Source organism: Azoarcus sp. Soil_N_20 (assembly GCF_057656155.1).
Genome location: NZ_JBDGKX010000030.1, coordinates 1 through 16,202 on the forward strand (window position 1 = coordinate 1; position 16,202 = coordinate 16,202).

Sequence of the window (16,202 nt, forward strand, 5' to 3'; positions counted from 1 at the left end):
GTAGTTGAGCAGCGTCACGTAGAACGGCGGCATCACCAGCGGGGCGATCAGCAACAGGCCGAGGAAGGCGGCGAGGACAAAGCGGGGAGACAGCATCGCGTTACCCTTGGTCGCGGCCGGAGCAACGGGGTCGATCGGCAGGCGGGCGGTCATTCTTCTTCCTCCACATGACGGATGGTGAGGGAGCGCCACAACAGGAAGGGGATGATCAGCGTGAATACGATCACCTCCTTGTAGGTGCTGGCCCAGAAGGCGGAGAAGGCTTCGATCATGCCGACCAGCAGCGCGCCGAGCGCCGCCAGCGGGTAGCTCACCAGTCCGCCGATGATCGAACCGATGAAACCCTTGAGGCTGATGATGAAACCCGAGTCGTAGTAGATCGTCGTGATCGGCGCGATCAGAATGCCGGACAGGGTGCCGATAAAGGCGGCGAGAAAGAAGCTCGCCTTGCCGGCGAACACCGGCGAAATCCCCATCAGACGCGCACCGGCGCGGTTGATCGCGGTGGCGCGCAGCGCCTTGCCGTAGATCGTGCGCTCGAAGAACTGGTACAGCCCGATGATCAGTGCGAGCGAGGCGGCGATCACCCACAGGGTCTGGCTGTTGAGCGTGATCGGACCGAGGGCGAAGCTGGCTTCGGAGAATGGCAGGGTCTTGGCGCCACTGGGGCCGAAGATCAGCAGGGCGATGCCGACCATCGCCACGTGCACCGCAACCGATACGATCAGCAGCACGAGCACCGGTGCATTGGCGATCGGCTGGTAGAACAGGCGGTAGAACTGCGGCCCCATCGGGACCACCAGGGCCAGGGTGAGTCCGATCTGCGCTGCCATGGACAGGCTTGCCAGCGGCAGTTCGTGCAGCAGCAGGGCCAGCGCAAACGGGTAGACCAGTTTGACGGTCTGCATGACGGTCGGTCGGATTCGGCCGCGGCTGCGGTATTGTTCGAGCAGATCCAGGGTGGCTTCGGCGACAGCCAGCCCGGCCAGCAGCCAGACCAGGGTCGTCGTATGGCCGGCCTGCAGGGCGGCCATGGTGAGCGCGCCGAAGGCGACGAATTCGCCCTGGGGAATGAACAGCACCCGGGTGACGGTGAAGACGAGCAGGATGGACAGGGCCAGCAGCGCGTAGATTGCGCCGTTGGTGATCCCGTCCTGCCCGAGGAACATTGCGACTTGTAGATTCATGGCTGCGTGTGTCCTTCTATCGGGGCACCGTTGCCGCGCTTCGGGGCGCGACATCCGGCAGGCGACGCGGGTGGCGCCATGGTTCCCGGGCCGGCGGGAAACGCGGGGTGCGCGTTCCCGCCGGGCGTGCGGACGCCGCGGGGATCGACCCGCAGGCGCCCGGCTGGTCCGGGACGACCGGGCAGTTGTTGCCATCGCACCGCGGTCCGATGGCCGTTCTGCCTCTCTGCCGCTACGTCGCCAGACGTGCGGCCTGATGGAAAGGGCGGTGGGCGGCGGTCTTACTTGACCAGGGTCCAGTTGCCATCCTTCACCGTGATCATCACCCGACCGCGCTCGTCGAAGCCGCTGTGATCCGCGGCCGACATGTTGTACACGCCCTGGGTGCCAACCAGTTCCTTGGTCTGCTCCAGTGCATCGCGCAGCGCCGAACGGAATTCCTTGGTGCCCGGCTTGCCGGCCTTGGCCGCGAGCGGGATCGCCTGTTCCAGCAGCAGACCCGCGTCATAGACGTTGGCGCCGAAGGTCGCCGGCTTGTTGCCATGCATCTTCTCGTAGTCGGCGATGTACTTGGTTGCCACGGCCTTTGACGGGTTGCTGTCGGCGATCTCCGGCAGCACCAGCATCAGGCTGGCGGCGAGGATGGTGCCTTCGACCTTCTTGCCGCCGAGCTTCAGGAAGTCGGGCAGCGCGGCGCCGTGGGTCTGGTACATCTGGCCCTTGTAGCCGAGGTCGAACAGGGTGGTCTGCGGCAGCACCGAGGGGCCGCCCGGGGCAGTCACCAGCACTGCGTCCGGCTTGGCGCCGACGATCTTGAGCGCCTGGCCGGTGACCGAGCTGTCGGAGCGCTGGAACTTCTCGCTGGCCACGATCTTGATCCCGTTCTTCTCCGCCAGACCGGCCATCACCTTGCCCCAGTTTTCGCCGAAGGGGTCGGCGGTGCCGATCAGGCCGAGGGTCTTCACGCCCGACTTGACCATGTGCTCGGTCAGCGCCTTGGCGATGATGTCGTCGTTCTGGGTGGTCTTGAACACCCATTTCTTCTGATCGGTCATCGGCAGCACCACCGCGGCGGTGCCCACCGGGGCCAGCATCGGCACGCCGGCCTCGGCGACGAACTGGATCGTGCCCATGGCGTTGGGCGAGCCGGAGGGGCCGATGATGGCGTCGACGTTCTGCTCGGTCAGCAGCTTCTTGACCGCGGTCACCGAGGCGGTGGAGTCGCTGGCGTCGTCGAGGGCGATGTACTCGACCGTGAGGTCGCCGACCTTGGTCGGCAGTAGCGGCACGGTGTTCTTCTGCGGGATGCCGACCAGGGCGGTCGGGCCGGTGGAGGAGGCGATCACGCCGACCTTGACCTGCGCCAACGCACTGCCGGCAAAGGCGGTGAGGGTGGCAAGGGCGATGGCAGCGGGGAGTTTCTTCAGCATCATGGCGGTGTTCTCCGTTGGTATGGTCGTACTGCGGATGAAGGGAATGAAGCGGGCTGCGTGGATCAGATGGTGATGCTTCCTACACTTGCACCGCCGCAGACATATAGCGTCTGCCCGGTGACGAAACTGTTCAGCGGATCGGCGAAGAACATCACCGCGCGGGTGACGTCGTCGGCGCGTCCGACGCGGCGCACCGGGATGCTGGCGGCGAGCGCCTTGTCGCGCTCGCTGCCGGCCTCGATCACCGCGTAGTACATGTCGGTCTGGATCGGCCCGGGCGCGACCACGTTCACGGTGATGCCCTTGGGCCCGAGCTCCAGCGCCCAGGTGCGCGCCATGCCGATCATGCCGGCCTTGGTTGCCGAGTATGCGGTGCGGGTCGGCAGGCCGAGCGCGCCGCGCGAGGACATCAGCACCACGCGGCCGAAGCGGCGCTCTTCCATGCCCGGCAGCACCGCCTGCATCAGGCTGATCGCCGCGCCGAGGTGGATCTGGGTCAGGCCCTGCAGTTCTTCGAGCCTGACCTCGCCGAGCAGCTTGGGCCAGATCACGCCGGCGTTGTGGATGAAGTGGCTGACCGGGAAGTCGCGCGCGATCTGCTGCGCGGCCTCTTCGGTGGCGGCGGCGTCGAGCAGGTCCACCTGCACGGTCGTGAGGCGGGGATGGGACCATTCCGGTGCGCGCCGCGCCATCGACACGACCTCGTAGCCGTCGTCGAGCATGCGTTTGCAGAGGTCGGCGCCGATGCCTGCCGAGCCGCCGGTGACCACTGCGACCATGGGTTCGCTCATCGTGCGTACCTCAAGCCGACGGCGCCAGGGCCAGCACCCGCAGCGGGCTGCCGGAGCCGTTGCGAATCTTGAGCGGGGCGGCGAAGATCAGCGCGCCCTGGGGCGGCAGCTGGTCGAGGTTGGTCAGGCATTGCAGGCCGTAGCGGTTGTTGCCGTGCATGTAGTAGTGGCAGGGGTAGGGCGGGTTCAGGTGATGGGCCTGGCCGGCGTCGGTACCGACCGACTCGGTGCCGAAGCCATGCACGTTCCGTTCCCGTACCAGCCAGGGCACGACTTCGGCATCCGGGCCCGGCGAATGCGCGCCGTCCTCGGCCATGTTGAGGTATTCCTTCGGCGTGGCGCGCTTGGACCAGTCGGTGCGCAGCAGCACCCAGGCACGCTCCGGAATGCGGCCGTGCTTTTCTTCCCAGGCCCTGACGTAGTCCACCGTGAGCAGGAAGTCGGGGTTCTCGGCGCTCTCGGCGGAGACGTCGATCACGCAGGCCGCGGCGATGAAGTTCTCGACCGGGATCGAGTCCACCGCGTTGTCGGGCAGGTCCTTGCCGCTGATCCAGTGGACCGGTGCGTCGAAGTGGGTGCCGGTGTGCTCGGACATGGAGAAGTTGTTCCAGTACCAGGCCGGGCCGCGCTCGTCGTAACGCGAGATTTCCTCGATGCGGAAGGGCCAGGCCTGGCCGAACTCGGGCGGCAGCACGATGGTGGGGAACTCGGGCGCGAGGGTCTGGGTGAGGTCGACCAGTTTCAGGCGGCCGGACAGCAGCTCGGCGAGGAATTGGGTGAGGATGGGGGTGGTCATTTGTCGTTCTCCATTTCTGCTATTCGGGCGATGCCTTGTCGAACGTCGATTTCGAAGGTTCTGTTCCTCCCCCTTCAAGGGGGAGGTTAGGAGGGGGATGGGTTGTTGCGACGCCTGCAAACCCATCCCCACCCCAACCCTCCCCTTGAAGGGGAGGGAGTTCACTCGCTTCCTACTGGTTGCCCAACTCGCGCTCGACGCCCTTGTGGTTCTCACGCAGGCGTTCGCGGATTTCCTCCGCGATGTCGCCGACATAGACGTCCTCGACGCCGTCCTGCAGGCCCTTGACGATGGCCTTCGCCACCGCCGACGGGGCGAGCTTGGGCGGCGGGGTGAGCTGCTCCCACTCCTCGTCGATCGGGCCGGGGAAGACGTTCACCACCCGCACCCCGGCGCCGCACAGTTCGGCGCGCAGGGTCTGCGCGGCTGACAGCGCCGCTGCCATCGAGGCCGACCAGGCGCCGCGCGTGGGCAGCGCCGCCAGCGCGTGGATCGACAGCACGTTCACCCAGGCCACCGCGTTGTTGCTGCCGTCGGCGGCGCGAAAGCACATGCCGGGACCGAAGGCCTGGGCCAGGCGCATCAGGCCGAGCACGTTCACGTCCATCGCGTCGCGGGCGAGGATCACGTCCTTGCGCCCGAGGATGCCGCCGTCGCGCAGGTAGGAGGCCGTGTTCACCAGGATCTCGACCTTGCCGCCGATCGAGGCCGCCAGGCGGTCGACCGAATCGGTGTCGGTGACGTCGAGCTCGACGACCTGCACCCGCGGGTCGGCGGCGAGCTTGTCGAAGGCGGCGACCGTCTTCCACGTCGTCGGGTCGCCGAGGAAGACCGTGTTGGCACCGGCGTCGAGCATCGCCCTGGCCACCGCCAGGCCCATCGCCGACTTGCCGTCGGTGACCAGCGCACGGCGGAACTTCGGATCGCAGGTCGATTCGCGCACATGCGGGGCATCGTTCATGTTCGGGGTGTCCTTTTCGGGCAGGGCATGGAGCACGGCCTGGCCGCTGCGGTCGAGCTTCAGGGTGAGGCGCACCGCACCGTTCTCGGCGCAGTCCTCATGCACATGGGCGACCACCACCGGACCGGCGGCCATCTTCACCGTGCCCACGCGCCACGGCAGGCGCTCGCGGAAATAGAGGTCGTTGCTGTGGCGCAGCGTGGTGGTGGCAATCAGTTCGCCACGGTTGTCCACCGGCTTCCACGCCAGATGTTCGGACAGGCAGTGGCCGCAGACTTCGCGCGGTGGGTATTGCACCGTGGCGCAGTCGGCGCAGACCTGCAGTTCGAAGCTGCCTTCGGCCGCCGCGCGGGTCAGACCCTGCGCGCTGCGGCTGCGGGCACCCGGCGGCAGCGTGGCGAGGCGGGTGCGCTCGACCGGGTTCTTCTTTTTCGGTTTGAGGAGTGCCTCGCTCATGCCGTCTCTCCCCGTTCGAGGATGGCCGCGCCCGAGCACAGGCCGCGGTCGTAATTGATCATGCCGAAGCCGGACACCATGCCGAGGCGGGCGCCTTCGACCTGGGTGGCGCCGGCGCTGGCAGTGAGCTGGCGCAAGGCCTGGACGAAGCCGAGGTAGCCGCCGGCGGCGCCGGCCTGGCCGACCGAGAGCTGGCCGCCCGAGGTGTTGAACGGGAAGTCGCCGTCGACGGTGAAGCGGTGTTCGCGGACGAAGGCCGGGGCCTCGCCCTTGGCGCAGAAACCCAGGTCCTCGAACTGCATCATGTTGATCACCGGGTAGTCGTCGTAGGTCTCGAGGAAGTCGATGTCGTCGGGGGCGGTGCCGGCGTGTTCATACAGCGCGTCCTTGTCCATTGCCCAGCCGCCACGGAACTGGATCGGATCTTCCGGAAACGCGTTGTGGCGCTCGATGGTGGAGCGGATACGGACGAAGGGCAGTTTCAGCGCGCGCGCACGGTCTTCGGTCATCACCAGGTAGCCCTCGGCGCCGGCGCACGGCATCACGCAGTCGAACAGGTGGATGGGGTCGGTGATCGGGCGCGCGTCGATGTACTGCGACAGGGTCAGGGGCTTCTTCATCAGCGCGTGCGGGTTCTTGAGCGCGTTGTCGCGCTGGGCGACGCACAGCTTGCCGAAGTCCTCGCGAGTGGCGCCGTAGTGTTTCATGTAGTAGTCGGTCAGCAGCGCGAAGCTGGCGTTGGGGCCGCCGGCACCGTAGGGATAGACCGCGTCCTGGGCGAAGCGCGAGAACTGGCTCACCGTATTGCGGAAGGAATCGACCTGGTTGGTGTCGCCGGCGATACAGGCGATCACCTCGGCGTCGCCGGCCTGCACGGCGCGCGCGGCGCGGCGCAGCGCGACCACGCCGGAGGCGCCGCCCATCGGGATGTGATCGAGCCAGCGCGGGCTCATGCCCAGATGCTGCATCAGGCCGACGGCGGTATCCGGGCCGAGGGTGAAGCTGGAGACGCAGACGCCGTCGACCTCGGTCTTGGCCACACCGGCGCCGCGGATCAGCTCGCCGAGCGCGCGCCCCAGCCACCAGTGCGCGCTGTGGGTGGAGTAGCGGGCATAGGGTATGGTCACCGGCATCACCGCGACCACGCCGTCGTAGCCGAGTCGTTTGCGGGCGAGGCTGCTCACTTGTGCTCCCCCTGGCGCTTTTTCATCGCGCAGGTGTCGACGCAGGCGGCGGTGCCGACCAGGGTCGGGGCCAGGGCCTTGAGTTCGCCGCGCTGGATCTTGTTGGTGGTGGTCAGCGGCAGGCTGTCGACGAAGGCGACGTAGCCCGGGGCCTTGTAGTAGGCGAGCTGAGACAGTGCCCAGTTGACCAGGTCCGCAGCGGCCGCTTCCATCGCCGGGCGATCGGCGGGCGGGTTCTGGGCGACGACCAGGGCCATGACTTCGTCGCCACGCACCGGGTCGGGCACCGCGGCGACCGCGATCGACTTCACCAGCGGGTGCTGCTGCAGCACGGCTTCGACTTCGACCGCGGCAATGTTCTCGCCGCTGCGGCGGATGACGTTCTTCTTGCGATCGACGAAGTGCAGATAGCCGTCGGCGTCGCGGCGCACGATGTCGCCGGTGTGGAACCAGCCGCCGGCCCACGCTTCGTCGGTGGCGGCCGGGTCCTTGAGGTAGCCGGCGAGGAAGCCGTAGCGCGGGTCGTCGCCGGCGTGGCGCACCAGCAGTTCGCCCTGTTCCTCGGTACTTGCCTCGCGACCGTCGTCGGTGACGATGCGCACCAGCACGTCGTCTTCTTCCTTGCCGAAGCAGGAGGTGCCGATGTGGCGCGGTTCCTTGTTGGCGATGACGACCGCGCCGGCGCCGGTTTCGGTCATCGCCCAGGCTTCGAGCAACGGGAAGCCGAAGCGTGCCTCGAACGGGCCGTGCAGGGTGCGGTCGACGCCGGCGCCGAAGCCGAAGCGCACCGTGTGTTCGCGGTCCACCGGGGAGGCCTCGGCCTTCATCAGCATCGCCGGCATCACGCCGAGATAGTGCACCACGGTGGCGCGCGATTCACGCACGCTGCTCCACCAGCTGCGCGGGTGGAAGCGGTCGAGCGGGATCAGGCAGCCGCCGGTCATGACCATGGCCATCGTGGAGCAGGCCATGGCGTTCATGTGTACCAGCGGCAGCGGGGTGATCATGCGTTCCTTGCCCGGCTGCAGCGCGGCCAGCCCGCCGATGTTGGCGTACCACTTGCCGGCGTGCAGAAAGTAGCGGTTGGGCAGGATGCAGCCTTTGGGCCGGCCGGTGGTGCCGGAGGTGTAGAGCAGCGCGCACTCGCTGAGTTCGTGCGGGGCGGTGGCGGCGAGCGGTGCGGGGAAGGCGGCCGGCGGCGGTGCGTCGTGTTCGCCCATGGCCTGGAAGGGACGGCCGGCGCGGTCGGCGGCGGCCATGAGGTCGGGGTGGCGTTGCGGCAGGGCGACAGCGAGCGCGATTTCGGAATGGCCAATGAGGTATTCGAGCTCGGCGGCGCGCAGGTCGGGGTTGATCGGAACGACGGAGACGCCGAGCGCGTTGAGCGCGAACCAGTGCAGGAAGAAGGCGGGCCGGTTTTCGAGCAGGATGCCGACGCGGTGGCCGTGGCCGTAGCCGGCGGCGGCGTAGGCGGTGCGCAGGGTCTCGATGCGTTCGGCGGCTTCGGCGTAGCGCAGTTCGCCGGCGGCGATGCCGTAGATGTTGGCGGTCTCGGGCAGGATGCAGAGGAAGGGCTGTTTGGCCCAGCGCACTGCGGCGAGCGAGAAGGCCTGGTGGACGGTATGTGCCAAGTGGGTCTCCCGCTTACATGAAGAGCTGGATGTTGGCGAAGGCGGCTTCGCAATTGACGAGGTCGACGCGCTTGAGGCGGATCTTGAGGGTGCCATCGACTTCGACGAGGTGATGGGTGGTCCAGCCGACGTAGAGGGTCTGTTTGTCGAGGCGGGTTTCGGTGTAGTGGAAGGCGGTGCGGACGGTGTGTTCGCCTTTGGCCGGGTCGCTCGCTTCGATGGTGGGGGCTTGCAGCAGGTGGTGGCAGCGGCTTTTCGGTTGCTGGGAGAAGGTGCGCTTGCCGGAGAGGCGTTCGATGCGGACGCGCAGCAGAAGCTTGTCTTCGTACATCAGCGAGGTGTGGAGTTTGGGGTCCTGCTGGTCGTGGGCGAGCGGCATCCAGTAATAGGCGTCTTCGGTGAAGAGGGTGAGCCAGTCTTCGAAGCGCTGGTCGTCGAGCATGCGGGCTTCGGCGTAGACGAAGTCGGTGAGGGTCTTTTCGGTGATGGCGGTCATGGCTTGATCCTTGTTCGGGTGTCGCTGCAGTCCGGTGTTCTTGAGTGATGGCTGGTGCTCTTACTAACCCGGCGATGAAACAGGTGAAGTCAGTGCCGGCACTTGGTTCCTCCCCCTTCAAGGGGGAGGTTAGGAGGGGGATGGGTTTTGTGCGTCGCCGACGAAAACCCATCCCCACCCCAGCCCTCCCCTTGAAGGGGAGGGAGCAGCGCTGCCGCACTCCACTCGGTGTCGTCCATTGCCGGGCTAGTAGTCAGCCTGGTGGCATCTCTTCCTTACATGCTTTCCGTCATGAACCGGGCCCATGCGCGCATCTGTTCGCGCATCTGCATTTCGTTGGTGCCGTTGGTGACGATGTTCTTCTGGCCTTTCTCGGCCGGGTCGTAGAGGCGGGCGATGTTGATCCAGTCGCGGCCGCGCGAGTGCAGGCCTTCCTGGGCGCGTTCGTACATCTCGAGGTCGTCGTGGCCGACGACCGAGGTCGGGGCGTTGATCAGGCGGTTGTACATGATGGTGCGTTCGAGCAGCAGGTCGGGGGCGCCGACCAGGCGGAAGGTCCACGATTCCACCAGGGTCTTGTCCGCGGCGATGGGCTTGAACAGGCGCAGGGTCTGGATCGGGCCCTTGACCATGATGTTGGGGAAATACACGGTGTTGTGGCGGGTGTCGCCGAGGATCTGCTTGGCGCGCTCTTCGCCGTAGGCGGCGACCATCTGCTCCCAGTAGCCGGGCACCGGGGAGTAGGCGGCGTGGATGGAGTCGGAGACGCCGGTGTGGCCGTGGCCGTTTTCCCACACGCGGATGCCCATATTCTCGAAGAACTCGTAGGGCGACATGAAAGGGGCGAAGAGTTCGACCGCCATCGGCTTCGGCGTTCCTTCCGGGGCCTCGTTCCAGACGCGGACCGCGGTGCCGGCGGAGGATTCGTGGGCGACCATGGGGTGGCAGGTGTCGGTCTGGTTGTCGACCAGCATCTTCCAGTTGCAGTTGTGCATGTAGCGCAGCACGCCGCCGGCGATCTCGAGCTTGCCTTCGGGGGAGCGGTCCACCATGTTGTCGAGCGTGGACAGCGACTGGCCGAAGAACTCCTCGAAGCTGGGGCCGCCGGGGTTGAGGCGACAGAACACGAAGTCGCGATAGACCTTGACGTTGGGCACCGGGGCCATGCCCTGGCTGGCTTCGCAGTTCTCGAAGCCGGTGTTCTCGTAGCCCTTTTTCAGCGGAATCGCGAGCAGGCTGCCGTCGGTCTTGAAGCTCCAGGCGTGGTAGGGGCAGCGGAAGAACTTGCCAGTGTTGCCGCACACTTCGCCGGCGACCTTGACGCCCTTGTGCGGGCAGCGGTTGTAGAGCACGCGCACGCTGTCGTCGGAGTGGCGGACCATGACGACCGGTTCGGTGCCGACGGTGGTGGTGTAGTAGTCGCCCTTGTTCGGCACCTGACTGGCATGGCCGACATAGACCCAGGTGTTGGCGAACAGGTGCTCCATCTCCAGTTCGAAGACCTCCTGGTCGATATAGGTGTCCTTGTGCACTTCAGTGTCGCGCACCAGTGCGTGGATGGCGTCCGGGTTGCCGCGATATTTGCTCATTTGCTGTCCCCTCTTGGTATCAGAGATCGAGCACCAGGCGGGGCGATTTGGCCCGCGAGATGCAGATCTGGATCATCTTGCCGCTCGCCTTTTCGGCGTCGGACAGGAAATAGTCGCGGTGCTCGGGCTCGCCTTCGAGCACCGTGGCGGTACATACGCCGCATTCGCCGCGCTTGCAGTCGTACATCGGGTCGCAGCCGGCGGCCTCGAGCACTTCGAGGATGGTCTTGTCGGCGGGGACGGTGAGCACCTTGCCCGACTGGCGCAGTTCGACTTCGAAGGCCCGGTCGCCCGTCACCGGGGCGGCCGAGGTGAACAGTTCGAAGTGGATGTGGCCGGCCGGCCAGCCGCGTGCCTTGGCGCCTTCGATCAGGGCGTCGATCATGCCCTTGGGGCCGCACACGTAGAGGTGCTGGGTGGTGGAGAGGCGGTCGAGCAGGGCGCCGAGGTCGAGCCGGGTGGCCGGGTCGTCGTCGGCATGCAGGTGCAGCGCCGGGCCGGCGAGCGCGGAGAGTTCGTCGACGAAGGCGAGCTGGTCGCGGCTGCGACCGCTGTAGTGCAGCACCCAGGGGCGGCCCGTGGCCTGCAGCGCGGTGGCCATGGAGGCGATCGGGGTGATGCCGATGCCGCCGGCGATCAGCACGGTTTCGCCTTCGCCGGGTTCCGAAGCATGCAGCGGAAAGTCGTTCTTGGGGCCGCTGACCCTGATCCGGTCGCCGACCGCGAGGCTGTGCATGTGGCGCGAGCCGCCGCTGCTGGCGTCTTCGAGGCGCACGCCCAGGCGATACTCGGCGGGGGTGGCGAAGCTGCCGGGGGCGGTGTCGAAGTTGACCAGCGAGTAGCAGCGCGGGTCGGCCAGCCCGGGAATGCTCACCTGCAGGTGGGCGCCGGGGGAGAACGCCGGGAGGGCGGTGCCCTCCGGGGCCCGCAGGTGAAGGGTGCGGATCAGCGGCGTGGCGGCCTGTGCTGCGCTGATCGTGAGTTCCAGTTCCGGCATGTGCTGTCTTCCTCTCGTGTCCCGTTTGTTCCGTCTGTCGCGGATCAGGCCGCCAGGCGGCTGAACTGCCCATCCTTGGCCGTGGTGCTGTTGCGGCCCAGGAGCAGGGCAAGCTGGGCGTCGAGCTGACGGCCTTCCTCGTCGGCCATCGCCGCTTCGAGCAGCTTGTGCAGGGTGGCGGCGGCGTCGCCCGGCTCGGTGCCGGCGGCGGCGAGCCGGTCGGCGGCGGCCATCAGGCTGGCGAAGCGTTTGTCGCCACGGTCGTGGGTGCCGCTGTAGCCCTTGACGATGCGCCGGCAGTGCAGCACTTCCACCGCAAGTTCGTAATTGTCCTTTGCGGCGAAGGCCCGTACGCGCTCGAGCCACTCGCGCAGCTGCGCGGTCTCGATCTGGTGACGCAGCAGGCTGCGGCGGAAGCGGCGCATGCCGGCCACCGCATACAGGGCGAGGAACCAGGTCAGAGTGCCGGTCTGCACGCGGCGGCCCTTTTCCATGCGGCGTTTGACGAAACCGCCGATGCCCTTCGACTGCTCGAGCCAGCGACCGAGTCCGGTGGGCAGGGTGCCGCAGATCTCTTCCAGGCGCGGATGCATGTATTCGGTGGTGTAGACCAGCTGGTCGGCCTTGGCCCCGACTTCCTGGCGCACGCGCTCGAAGCGGCTGCCGCGGGTCTTGAGGTCGGCCACCCGGATCACGTCGTCGTAGCTCATCGCGACCGCGATGCGGTGGGCCGCGGCGCGGGTCAGCGCCCAGCCCTTGGCGTCGCCGCCATGACGGGCGTCGAGCGCGCGCAGTTCCGCGCAGGTGTCGAGGTATTCGGCGGCGTAGGCGATGTCCTGGTAGTCGATCAGGCGGCGCAGGCCGGCGACCAGCATGCCGTGGGCGGCGGCGGGGAAGTCGTTCTTGACCCGTTGCAGCAGGGCCTGGACTTCGGGATGCGCGGCGCCCTCCGGCACCTCGGGTGCGGGGCGCGAGGTGTCGATCGGCGCGGGCGCGGCGGGGGCCTTGGCCGCGGCGTCGAAGCCGAGGGCGAAGGCGCGCAGGCTGGCCTCGGCACCCTTGCCGCCGTGGCGGATGGTGTCCTCGTAGGCTTCGCGAGCGAAGGGCAGGGCACCGGAGCCGGCGATGGTGCCGAACAGGCTGGCCGAGATCACGCTGCCGGCCTTCTCCGCCATCTCCTGCAGGTCGAAGCACATCAGCCGCCGTGCGGCCTCGCGGCCGGCGTCGATGACCTTGTTGGGGTCGCCGATGCCATTTCCCAACGCGGCCTTCTCGCCCACCGCGTAGCTGCGGTGGCTGGAGGTGATCAGGGTGGTGCGCTCGGGCGTGACCAGGCCGCGCTGCATTGCGCGGCCGGCTTCCATCAGCTCGGCGGCGACCACCAGGTCGACGTCGCCCGGGGTCGGCATCATCGCCAGCGTGGGCGGCTTGCCGGCGGCGTGGGCAGCGCTCTCGGGAAGCAGTTCGAGGTAGTAGATGGTGGCGCCGGTGCGCTGGGCGACGCCCGGCACCGAGGTGGTCTGCGCCCACCAGCCGGCGGTCTCGGCCATCTCGACGATCCAGTCGGCGAGTACGCCGCCGCCCTGGCCGCCCATGGCGAGGATGGCGATCTTGATCGGGGTGCCGGGGTGAAGAACGATGCTGGACGTTGCAGTAGTCATCGCAGTGGTCGTCGCAGTTGTCATGGCAGTCTCTGTCCTCACAGGGCGTAGCGGGTCTGGCGCGCCGCGCGGCGGCGTTGCAGGAAGCCGATCACGGCGGAGCGGACCTTGGCCAGGAAGCGGTCGCCGCCGCTGGGGTTGTGGATGATGTCGGCGCGGTAGAAGGACGGGCACAGCACCGCCGCCTCGGCCACTTCGCCGCAGTTGCCGCAGCCGACGCAGCTGTTGTCGACGTAGGCGACCGGGTCTTCCTTGAGCGGGTCGCCGCTGTCCTTGATCGACAGCGAGGGACAGCCCGACAGGCGGATGCAGGCGTGGTCGCCGGTGCACACGTCGGGGTCGACGCCGAAGCGCTCCTTGACCATGCGCTTGCCGTCCTTGACCGCCTTGTTGAACAGCGGCTTGACCCGGCGCTGCTTGTTCAGCATGCACTCGGACTGGGCGATGATGACCTTGGGGCCCTCGGTGGTGGTGGTGAGCGCCTCTTCCAGCGTGTCGCGCATCTTCGCCACGTCGTAGGTGCGGTCGATGGTACGCACCCACTTCACGCCGGCGCCGCGGATCGCGTTCTCGATCGGGTTCTTTGTCGCCCGGTCCGGGTTCTCGGCACGCGAGGACAGGATGTCCTGGCCGCCGGTGGCCGACGAGTAGTAGTTGTCGACGATGATGATCACGCCGTCGTTCTTGTTGAACACGGCGTTGCCGATGCCCGAGGTCAGCCCGTTGTGCCAGAAGCCGCCGTCGCCCATCACCGAGATCGAGCGCTTGCCGGTCTTGACGTTGAAGGCCGAGCTGGAGGCCGCACCGAGGCCGTAGCCCATGGTGGTGGCGCCGAGGTTGAACGGCGGCAGGATGGAGAACAGGTGACAACCGATGTCGCACGATACGTGATGCTCGCCGAGGTCGGCCTGGGCCAGCTTCATCGCGGCGAAGATCGGACGCTCGGGGCAGCCGGTACAGAAGCCGGCCGGGCGCGCGGGTACGACGTCGGCGAGTTCCTTGACCTTGGGGTGGAAGGTCATCGGCACCGCGGCCGGGCGTGTCGCCGGCTTGGTCGCGGACCCGGCCGCAGCTTCGGGATCGGCAGCGAGCGAGGTGGCGCCGGCTTCGTCGGCCGCCGCCGCAACGTGGGTCGCCAGTGCATCGGGCTGCTGCGCCTTGAGGAAGGTTTCGATACCGTCCTTCATCGCCGCGGTGGTGTATTCGCCGGCCATCGGCAACACGTCCTTGCCCGACAGATGGGTCGTGACCCCGGCCTTGCGCAGAATGGAATGCAGGTTCTGTTCGATGTAGTCGGGCTGGCCTTCCTCGAGCAGCAGTACCGCGCGGCGGCCCTCGCAGAACTCGATCACTTCCTCGTCGATCACCGGGTAGGTGACGTTCATCACATACAGCGGGATGCGGCTGTTGCCGAAGGAGTCCGCCAGCCCGAGCAGCTGCAGCGAACGGATGACGCCGTTGTACAGGCCGCCCTGCAGGATCAGACCGATGTCCTTGAAATCGCCGTCGAAGAACTCGTTGAGCTTTCTCTCGCGGATGAACTTCACCGCCGCCGGCCAGCGCTGGCGGATCTTTTCGTGCTCGTGCACGAAGGAGGCGGGCGGCAGCACGATGCGGCTGGTGTCGCGCACCGGGTTCTCCAGCGCCTGCTTCAGGGTGTAGCGCGGGCGCCTGTTTTCCTTGGTGATGAAGCGGCCATGCACATGACAGGAGCGGATCCGCACCTGCAGCATCACCGGGGTGTTGCTCGCCTCGGACAGCTCGAATCCGTCCTCCACCGACTTGACGATGGATTCGAGGTTGGGGCGCGGGTCGAGCAGCCACATCTGCGACTTCATCGCGAACGCGTGCGAGCGCTCCTGCATGATCGAGGAGCCTTCGCCGTAGTCCTCGCCGATGATGATCAGCGCCCCGCCGGTGACCCCGCCGGAGGCCAGGTTGGCGAGCGCGTCGGAGGCGACGTTGGTGCCGACGGTGGATTTCCAGGTCACCGCGCCGCGGATCGGGTACATCACCGAGGCCGCGAGCATGGCCGCGGCGGTGGCTTCCGAGGCGCTGGTTTCGAAGTGCACGTCGAGCTCTTCGAGGATCTCGTTGGCGTCGGCCAGCACGTCCATCAGGTGCGAGATCGGCGAGCCCTGGTAGCCGCCGACGTAGCCGACCCCGGCCTGCAGCAGGCCCTTGGTGATGGCGAGGATGCCCTCGCCACGGAACTCCTCACCGGCGGGAATGCGCAGCTGCTGGACTTCCTTCTTGAACGAACGCTCAGCCATGGAACACCTCCCGGACCGTCACGACCGAAGCTGTACTAATACGCCGATTTTCGGAGCGGGTGGAGCTTTGCTGCTGTTGGGGACAGACCATGATTTTTATCTCCTCGGGTGATGTTCGTTCCCGGAACTCGATGTGCTGCACTGCAATGTCGCCGGGGCGGAAATCGCGCCTCTGGTAAATACTTTAGGAATAAACATTTCCCGTGTCAATGGAAATGATGAAATTTCATGGAAGTTGAAAAATACCACGAAAAAACAGAGCGATAAGATTTCCACAATGGTGCGGCAATGCACCATGGAGGTGCTGCCGAAAACGTCCTTCATCGCCACTGGTGAGGCCGGTTCCATGCTGCACCTGCAGCATTCATGGAGCGGGAATGCACCAAAGCGGTGCCGTAGCCCTGTCCGTCGGTGAAGCCTGGCGCAGGGACCGGGTAGTGCCTGGACGTGCCGCAGTGAAGCGACCTTTGCCAGGTGCGCCGAGGTTTTGTGCACTGTCGGGATAAAGGCGGTCGGCAATGGAGCGCCTGGGGGCGGGGTGCTGACTAGGATGGAGTCGGTGATGGCACAGGCGTGGTGGCCGGTGCCGGGGACACGGGGGATCGAGGGGATCCCGCAACCGACTTTGGGAGACAGGCAGATGGCAGACGAACCGATCATCCGGCGTCGCGTGGTGAAGGGGGCGAGCGGGATCAGCGAAGCGCGCGCGAACAACGCGAAGACGCAGAGCCAGTACCAGCCGTACAA

The 16,202-nt window shown here is 67.0% G+C and carries 13 protein-coding genes; 1 reads left to right on the forward strand and 12 read right to left on the reverse strand.

Going from position 1 to position 16,202, the window contains the following annotated elements:
* Positions 1–149: 149 nt before the first annotated feature.
* From AC3A35_RS27300 to AC3A35_RS27355, 12 genes are all read right to left on the reverse strand, one after another.
* Positions 150–1,187 (reverse strand): branched-chain amino acid ABC transporter permease, encoded by a 1,038-nt coding sequence (locus AC3A35_RS27300; protein WP_487439705.1) that lies wholly within the window; start codon positions 1,185–1,187, stop codon positions 150–152.
* 281 nt (positions 1,188–1,468) lie between these two features.
* Positions 1,469–2,620, reverse strand: a complete 1,152-nt coding sequence (locus AC3A35_RS27305; protein ID WP_487439706.1) for an ABC transporter substrate-binding protein — start codon at positions 2,618–2,620, stop codon at positions 1,469–1,471.
* Between the two features lie 62 nt (positions 2,621–2,682).
* A complete protein-coding gene (locus tag AC3A35_RS27310; protein WP_487439707.1) occupies positions 2,683–3,411 on the reverse strand; it encodes an SDR family NAD(P)-dependent oxidoreductase in 729 nt (242 codons plus the stop codon).
* 10 nt (positions 3,412–3,421) lie between these two features.
* The gene (locus AC3A35_RS27315; RefSeq protein ID WP_487439708.1) at positions 3,422–4,207 is read right to left on the reverse strand and encodes a cyclase family protein; all 786 of its coding nucleotides are present in this window, start codon (positions 4,205–4,207) and stop codon (positions 3,422–3,424) included.
* Positions 4,208–4,379: 172 nt separating this feature from the next.
* On the reverse strand, positions 4,380–5,624 hold the full coding sequence (locus AC3A35_RS27320) for an SDR family NAD(P)-dependent oxidoreductase (RefSeq protein ID WP_487439709.1): 1,245 nt from the start codon (positions 5,622–5,624) through the stop codon (positions 4,380–4,382).
* Positions 5,621–6,808: a thiolase family protein gene (locus AC3A35_RS27325; RefSeq protein WP_487439710.1), complete on the reverse strand. Its 1,188-nt coding sequence runs from the start codon at positions 6,806–6,808 to the stop codon at positions 5,621–5,623. The genes AC3A35_RS27320 and AC3A35_RS27325 overlap by 4 nt, the downstream gene beginning before the upstream one ends.
* Positions 6,805–8,439, reverse strand: a complete 1,635-nt coding sequence (locus AC3A35_RS27330; protein WP_487439711.1) for an AMP-binding protein — start codon at positions 8,437–8,439, stop codon at positions 6,805–6,807. The genes AC3A35_RS27325 and AC3A35_RS27330 overlap by 4 nt, the downstream gene beginning before the upstream one ends.
* Positions 8,440–8,452: 13 nt before the next feature.
* On the reverse strand, positions 8,453–8,935 hold the full coding sequence (locus tag AC3A35_RS27335; protein ID WP_487439712.1) for an aromatic-ring-hydroxylating dioxygenase subunit beta: 483 nt from the start codon (positions 8,933–8,935) through the stop codon (positions 8,453–8,455).
* 275 nt (positions 8,936–9,210) lie between these two features.
* Positions 9,211–10,524 (reverse strand): aromatic ring-hydroxylating dioxygenase subunit alpha, encoded by a 1,314-nt coding sequence (locus tag AC3A35_RS27340; RefSeq protein ID WP_487439713.1) that lies wholly within the window; start codon positions 10,522–10,524, stop codon positions 9,211–9,213.
* 19 nt (positions 10,525–10,543) lie between these two features.
* A complete protein-coding gene (locus AC3A35_RS27345) occupies positions 10,544–11,521 on the reverse strand; it encodes a PDR/VanB family oxidoreductase (RefSeq protein ID WP_487439714.1) in 978 nt (325 codons plus the stop codon).
* Between the two features lie 44 nt (positions 11,522–11,565).
* The gene (locus AC3A35_RS27350) at positions 11,566–13,182 is read right to left on the reverse strand and encodes an indolepyruvate oxidoreductase subunit beta family protein (RefSeq protein ID WP_487439715.1); all 1,617 of its coding nucleotides are present in this window, start codon (positions 13,180–13,182) and stop codon (positions 11,566–11,568) included.
* Positions 13,183–13,220: 38 nt separating this feature from the next.
* A complete protein-coding gene (locus AC3A35_RS27355) occupies positions 13,221–15,455 on the reverse strand; it encodes a thiamine pyrophosphate-dependent enzyme (protein ID WP_487439716.1) in 2,235 nt (744 codons plus the stop codon).
* Positions 15,456–15,588: 133 nt separating this feature from the next.
* On the opposite strand from AC3A35_RS27355, the gene AC3A35_RS27360 reads away from it, so the two are divergent.
* The gene (locus AC3A35_RS27360) at positions 15,589–15,870 is read left to right on the forward strand and encodes a hypothetical protein (protein WP_487439717.1); all 282 of its coding nucleotides are present in this window, start codon (positions 15,589–15,591) and stop codon (positions 15,868–15,870) included.
* The last annotated feature ends 332 nt before the right edge of the window (positions 15,871–16,202 follow it).

What these genes read in the sequence shown, in the direction of transcription:
- AC3A35_RS27315 (WP_487439708.1), bottom strand. Translation starts at nt 4,207, where the DNA reads ATGACCACCCCCATCCTCACCCAATTCCTCGCCGAGCTGCTGTCCGGC.
- AC3A35_RS27350 (WP_487439715.1), bottom strand. Translation starts at nt 13,182, where the DNA reads ATGACTACTGCAACGTCCAGCATCGTTCTTCACCCCGGCACCCCGATC.
- AC3A35_RS27340 (WP_487439713.1), bottom strand. Translation starts at nt 10,524, where the DNA reads ATGAGCAAATATCGCGGCAACCCGGACGCCATCCACGCACTGGTGCGC.
- AC3A35_RS27320 (WP_487439709.1), bottom strand. Translation starts at nt 5,624, where the DNA reads ATGAGCGAGGCACTCCTCAAACCGAAAAAGAAGAACCCGGTCGAGCGC.
- AC3A35_RS27345 (WP_487439714.1), bottom strand. Translation starts at nt 11,521, where the DNA reads ATGCCGGAACTGGAACTCACGATCAGCGCAGCACAGGCCGCCACGCCG.
- AC3A35_RS27355 (WP_487439716.1), bottom strand. Translation starts at nt 15,455, where the DNA reads ATGGCTGAGCGTTCGTTCAAGAAGGAAGTCCAGCAGCTGCGCATTCCC.
- AC3A35_RS27305 (WP_487439706.1), bottom strand. Translation starts at nt 2,620, where the DNA reads ATGATGCTGAAGAAACTCCCCGCTGCCATCGCCCTTGCCACCCTCACC.
- AC3A35_RS27335 (WP_487439712.1), bottom strand. Translation starts at nt 8,935, where the DNA reads ATGACCGCCATCACCGAAAAGACCCTCACCGACTTCGTCTACGCCGAA.
- AC3A35_RS27300 (WP_487439705.1), bottom strand. Translation starts at nt 1,187, where the DNA reads ATGAATCTACAAGTCGCAATGTTCCTCGGGCAGGACGGGATCACCAAC.
- AC3A35_RS27310 (WP_487439707.1), bottom strand. Translation starts at nt 3,411, where the DNA reads ATGAGCGAACCCATGGTCGCAGTGGTCACCGGCGGCTCGGCAGGCATC.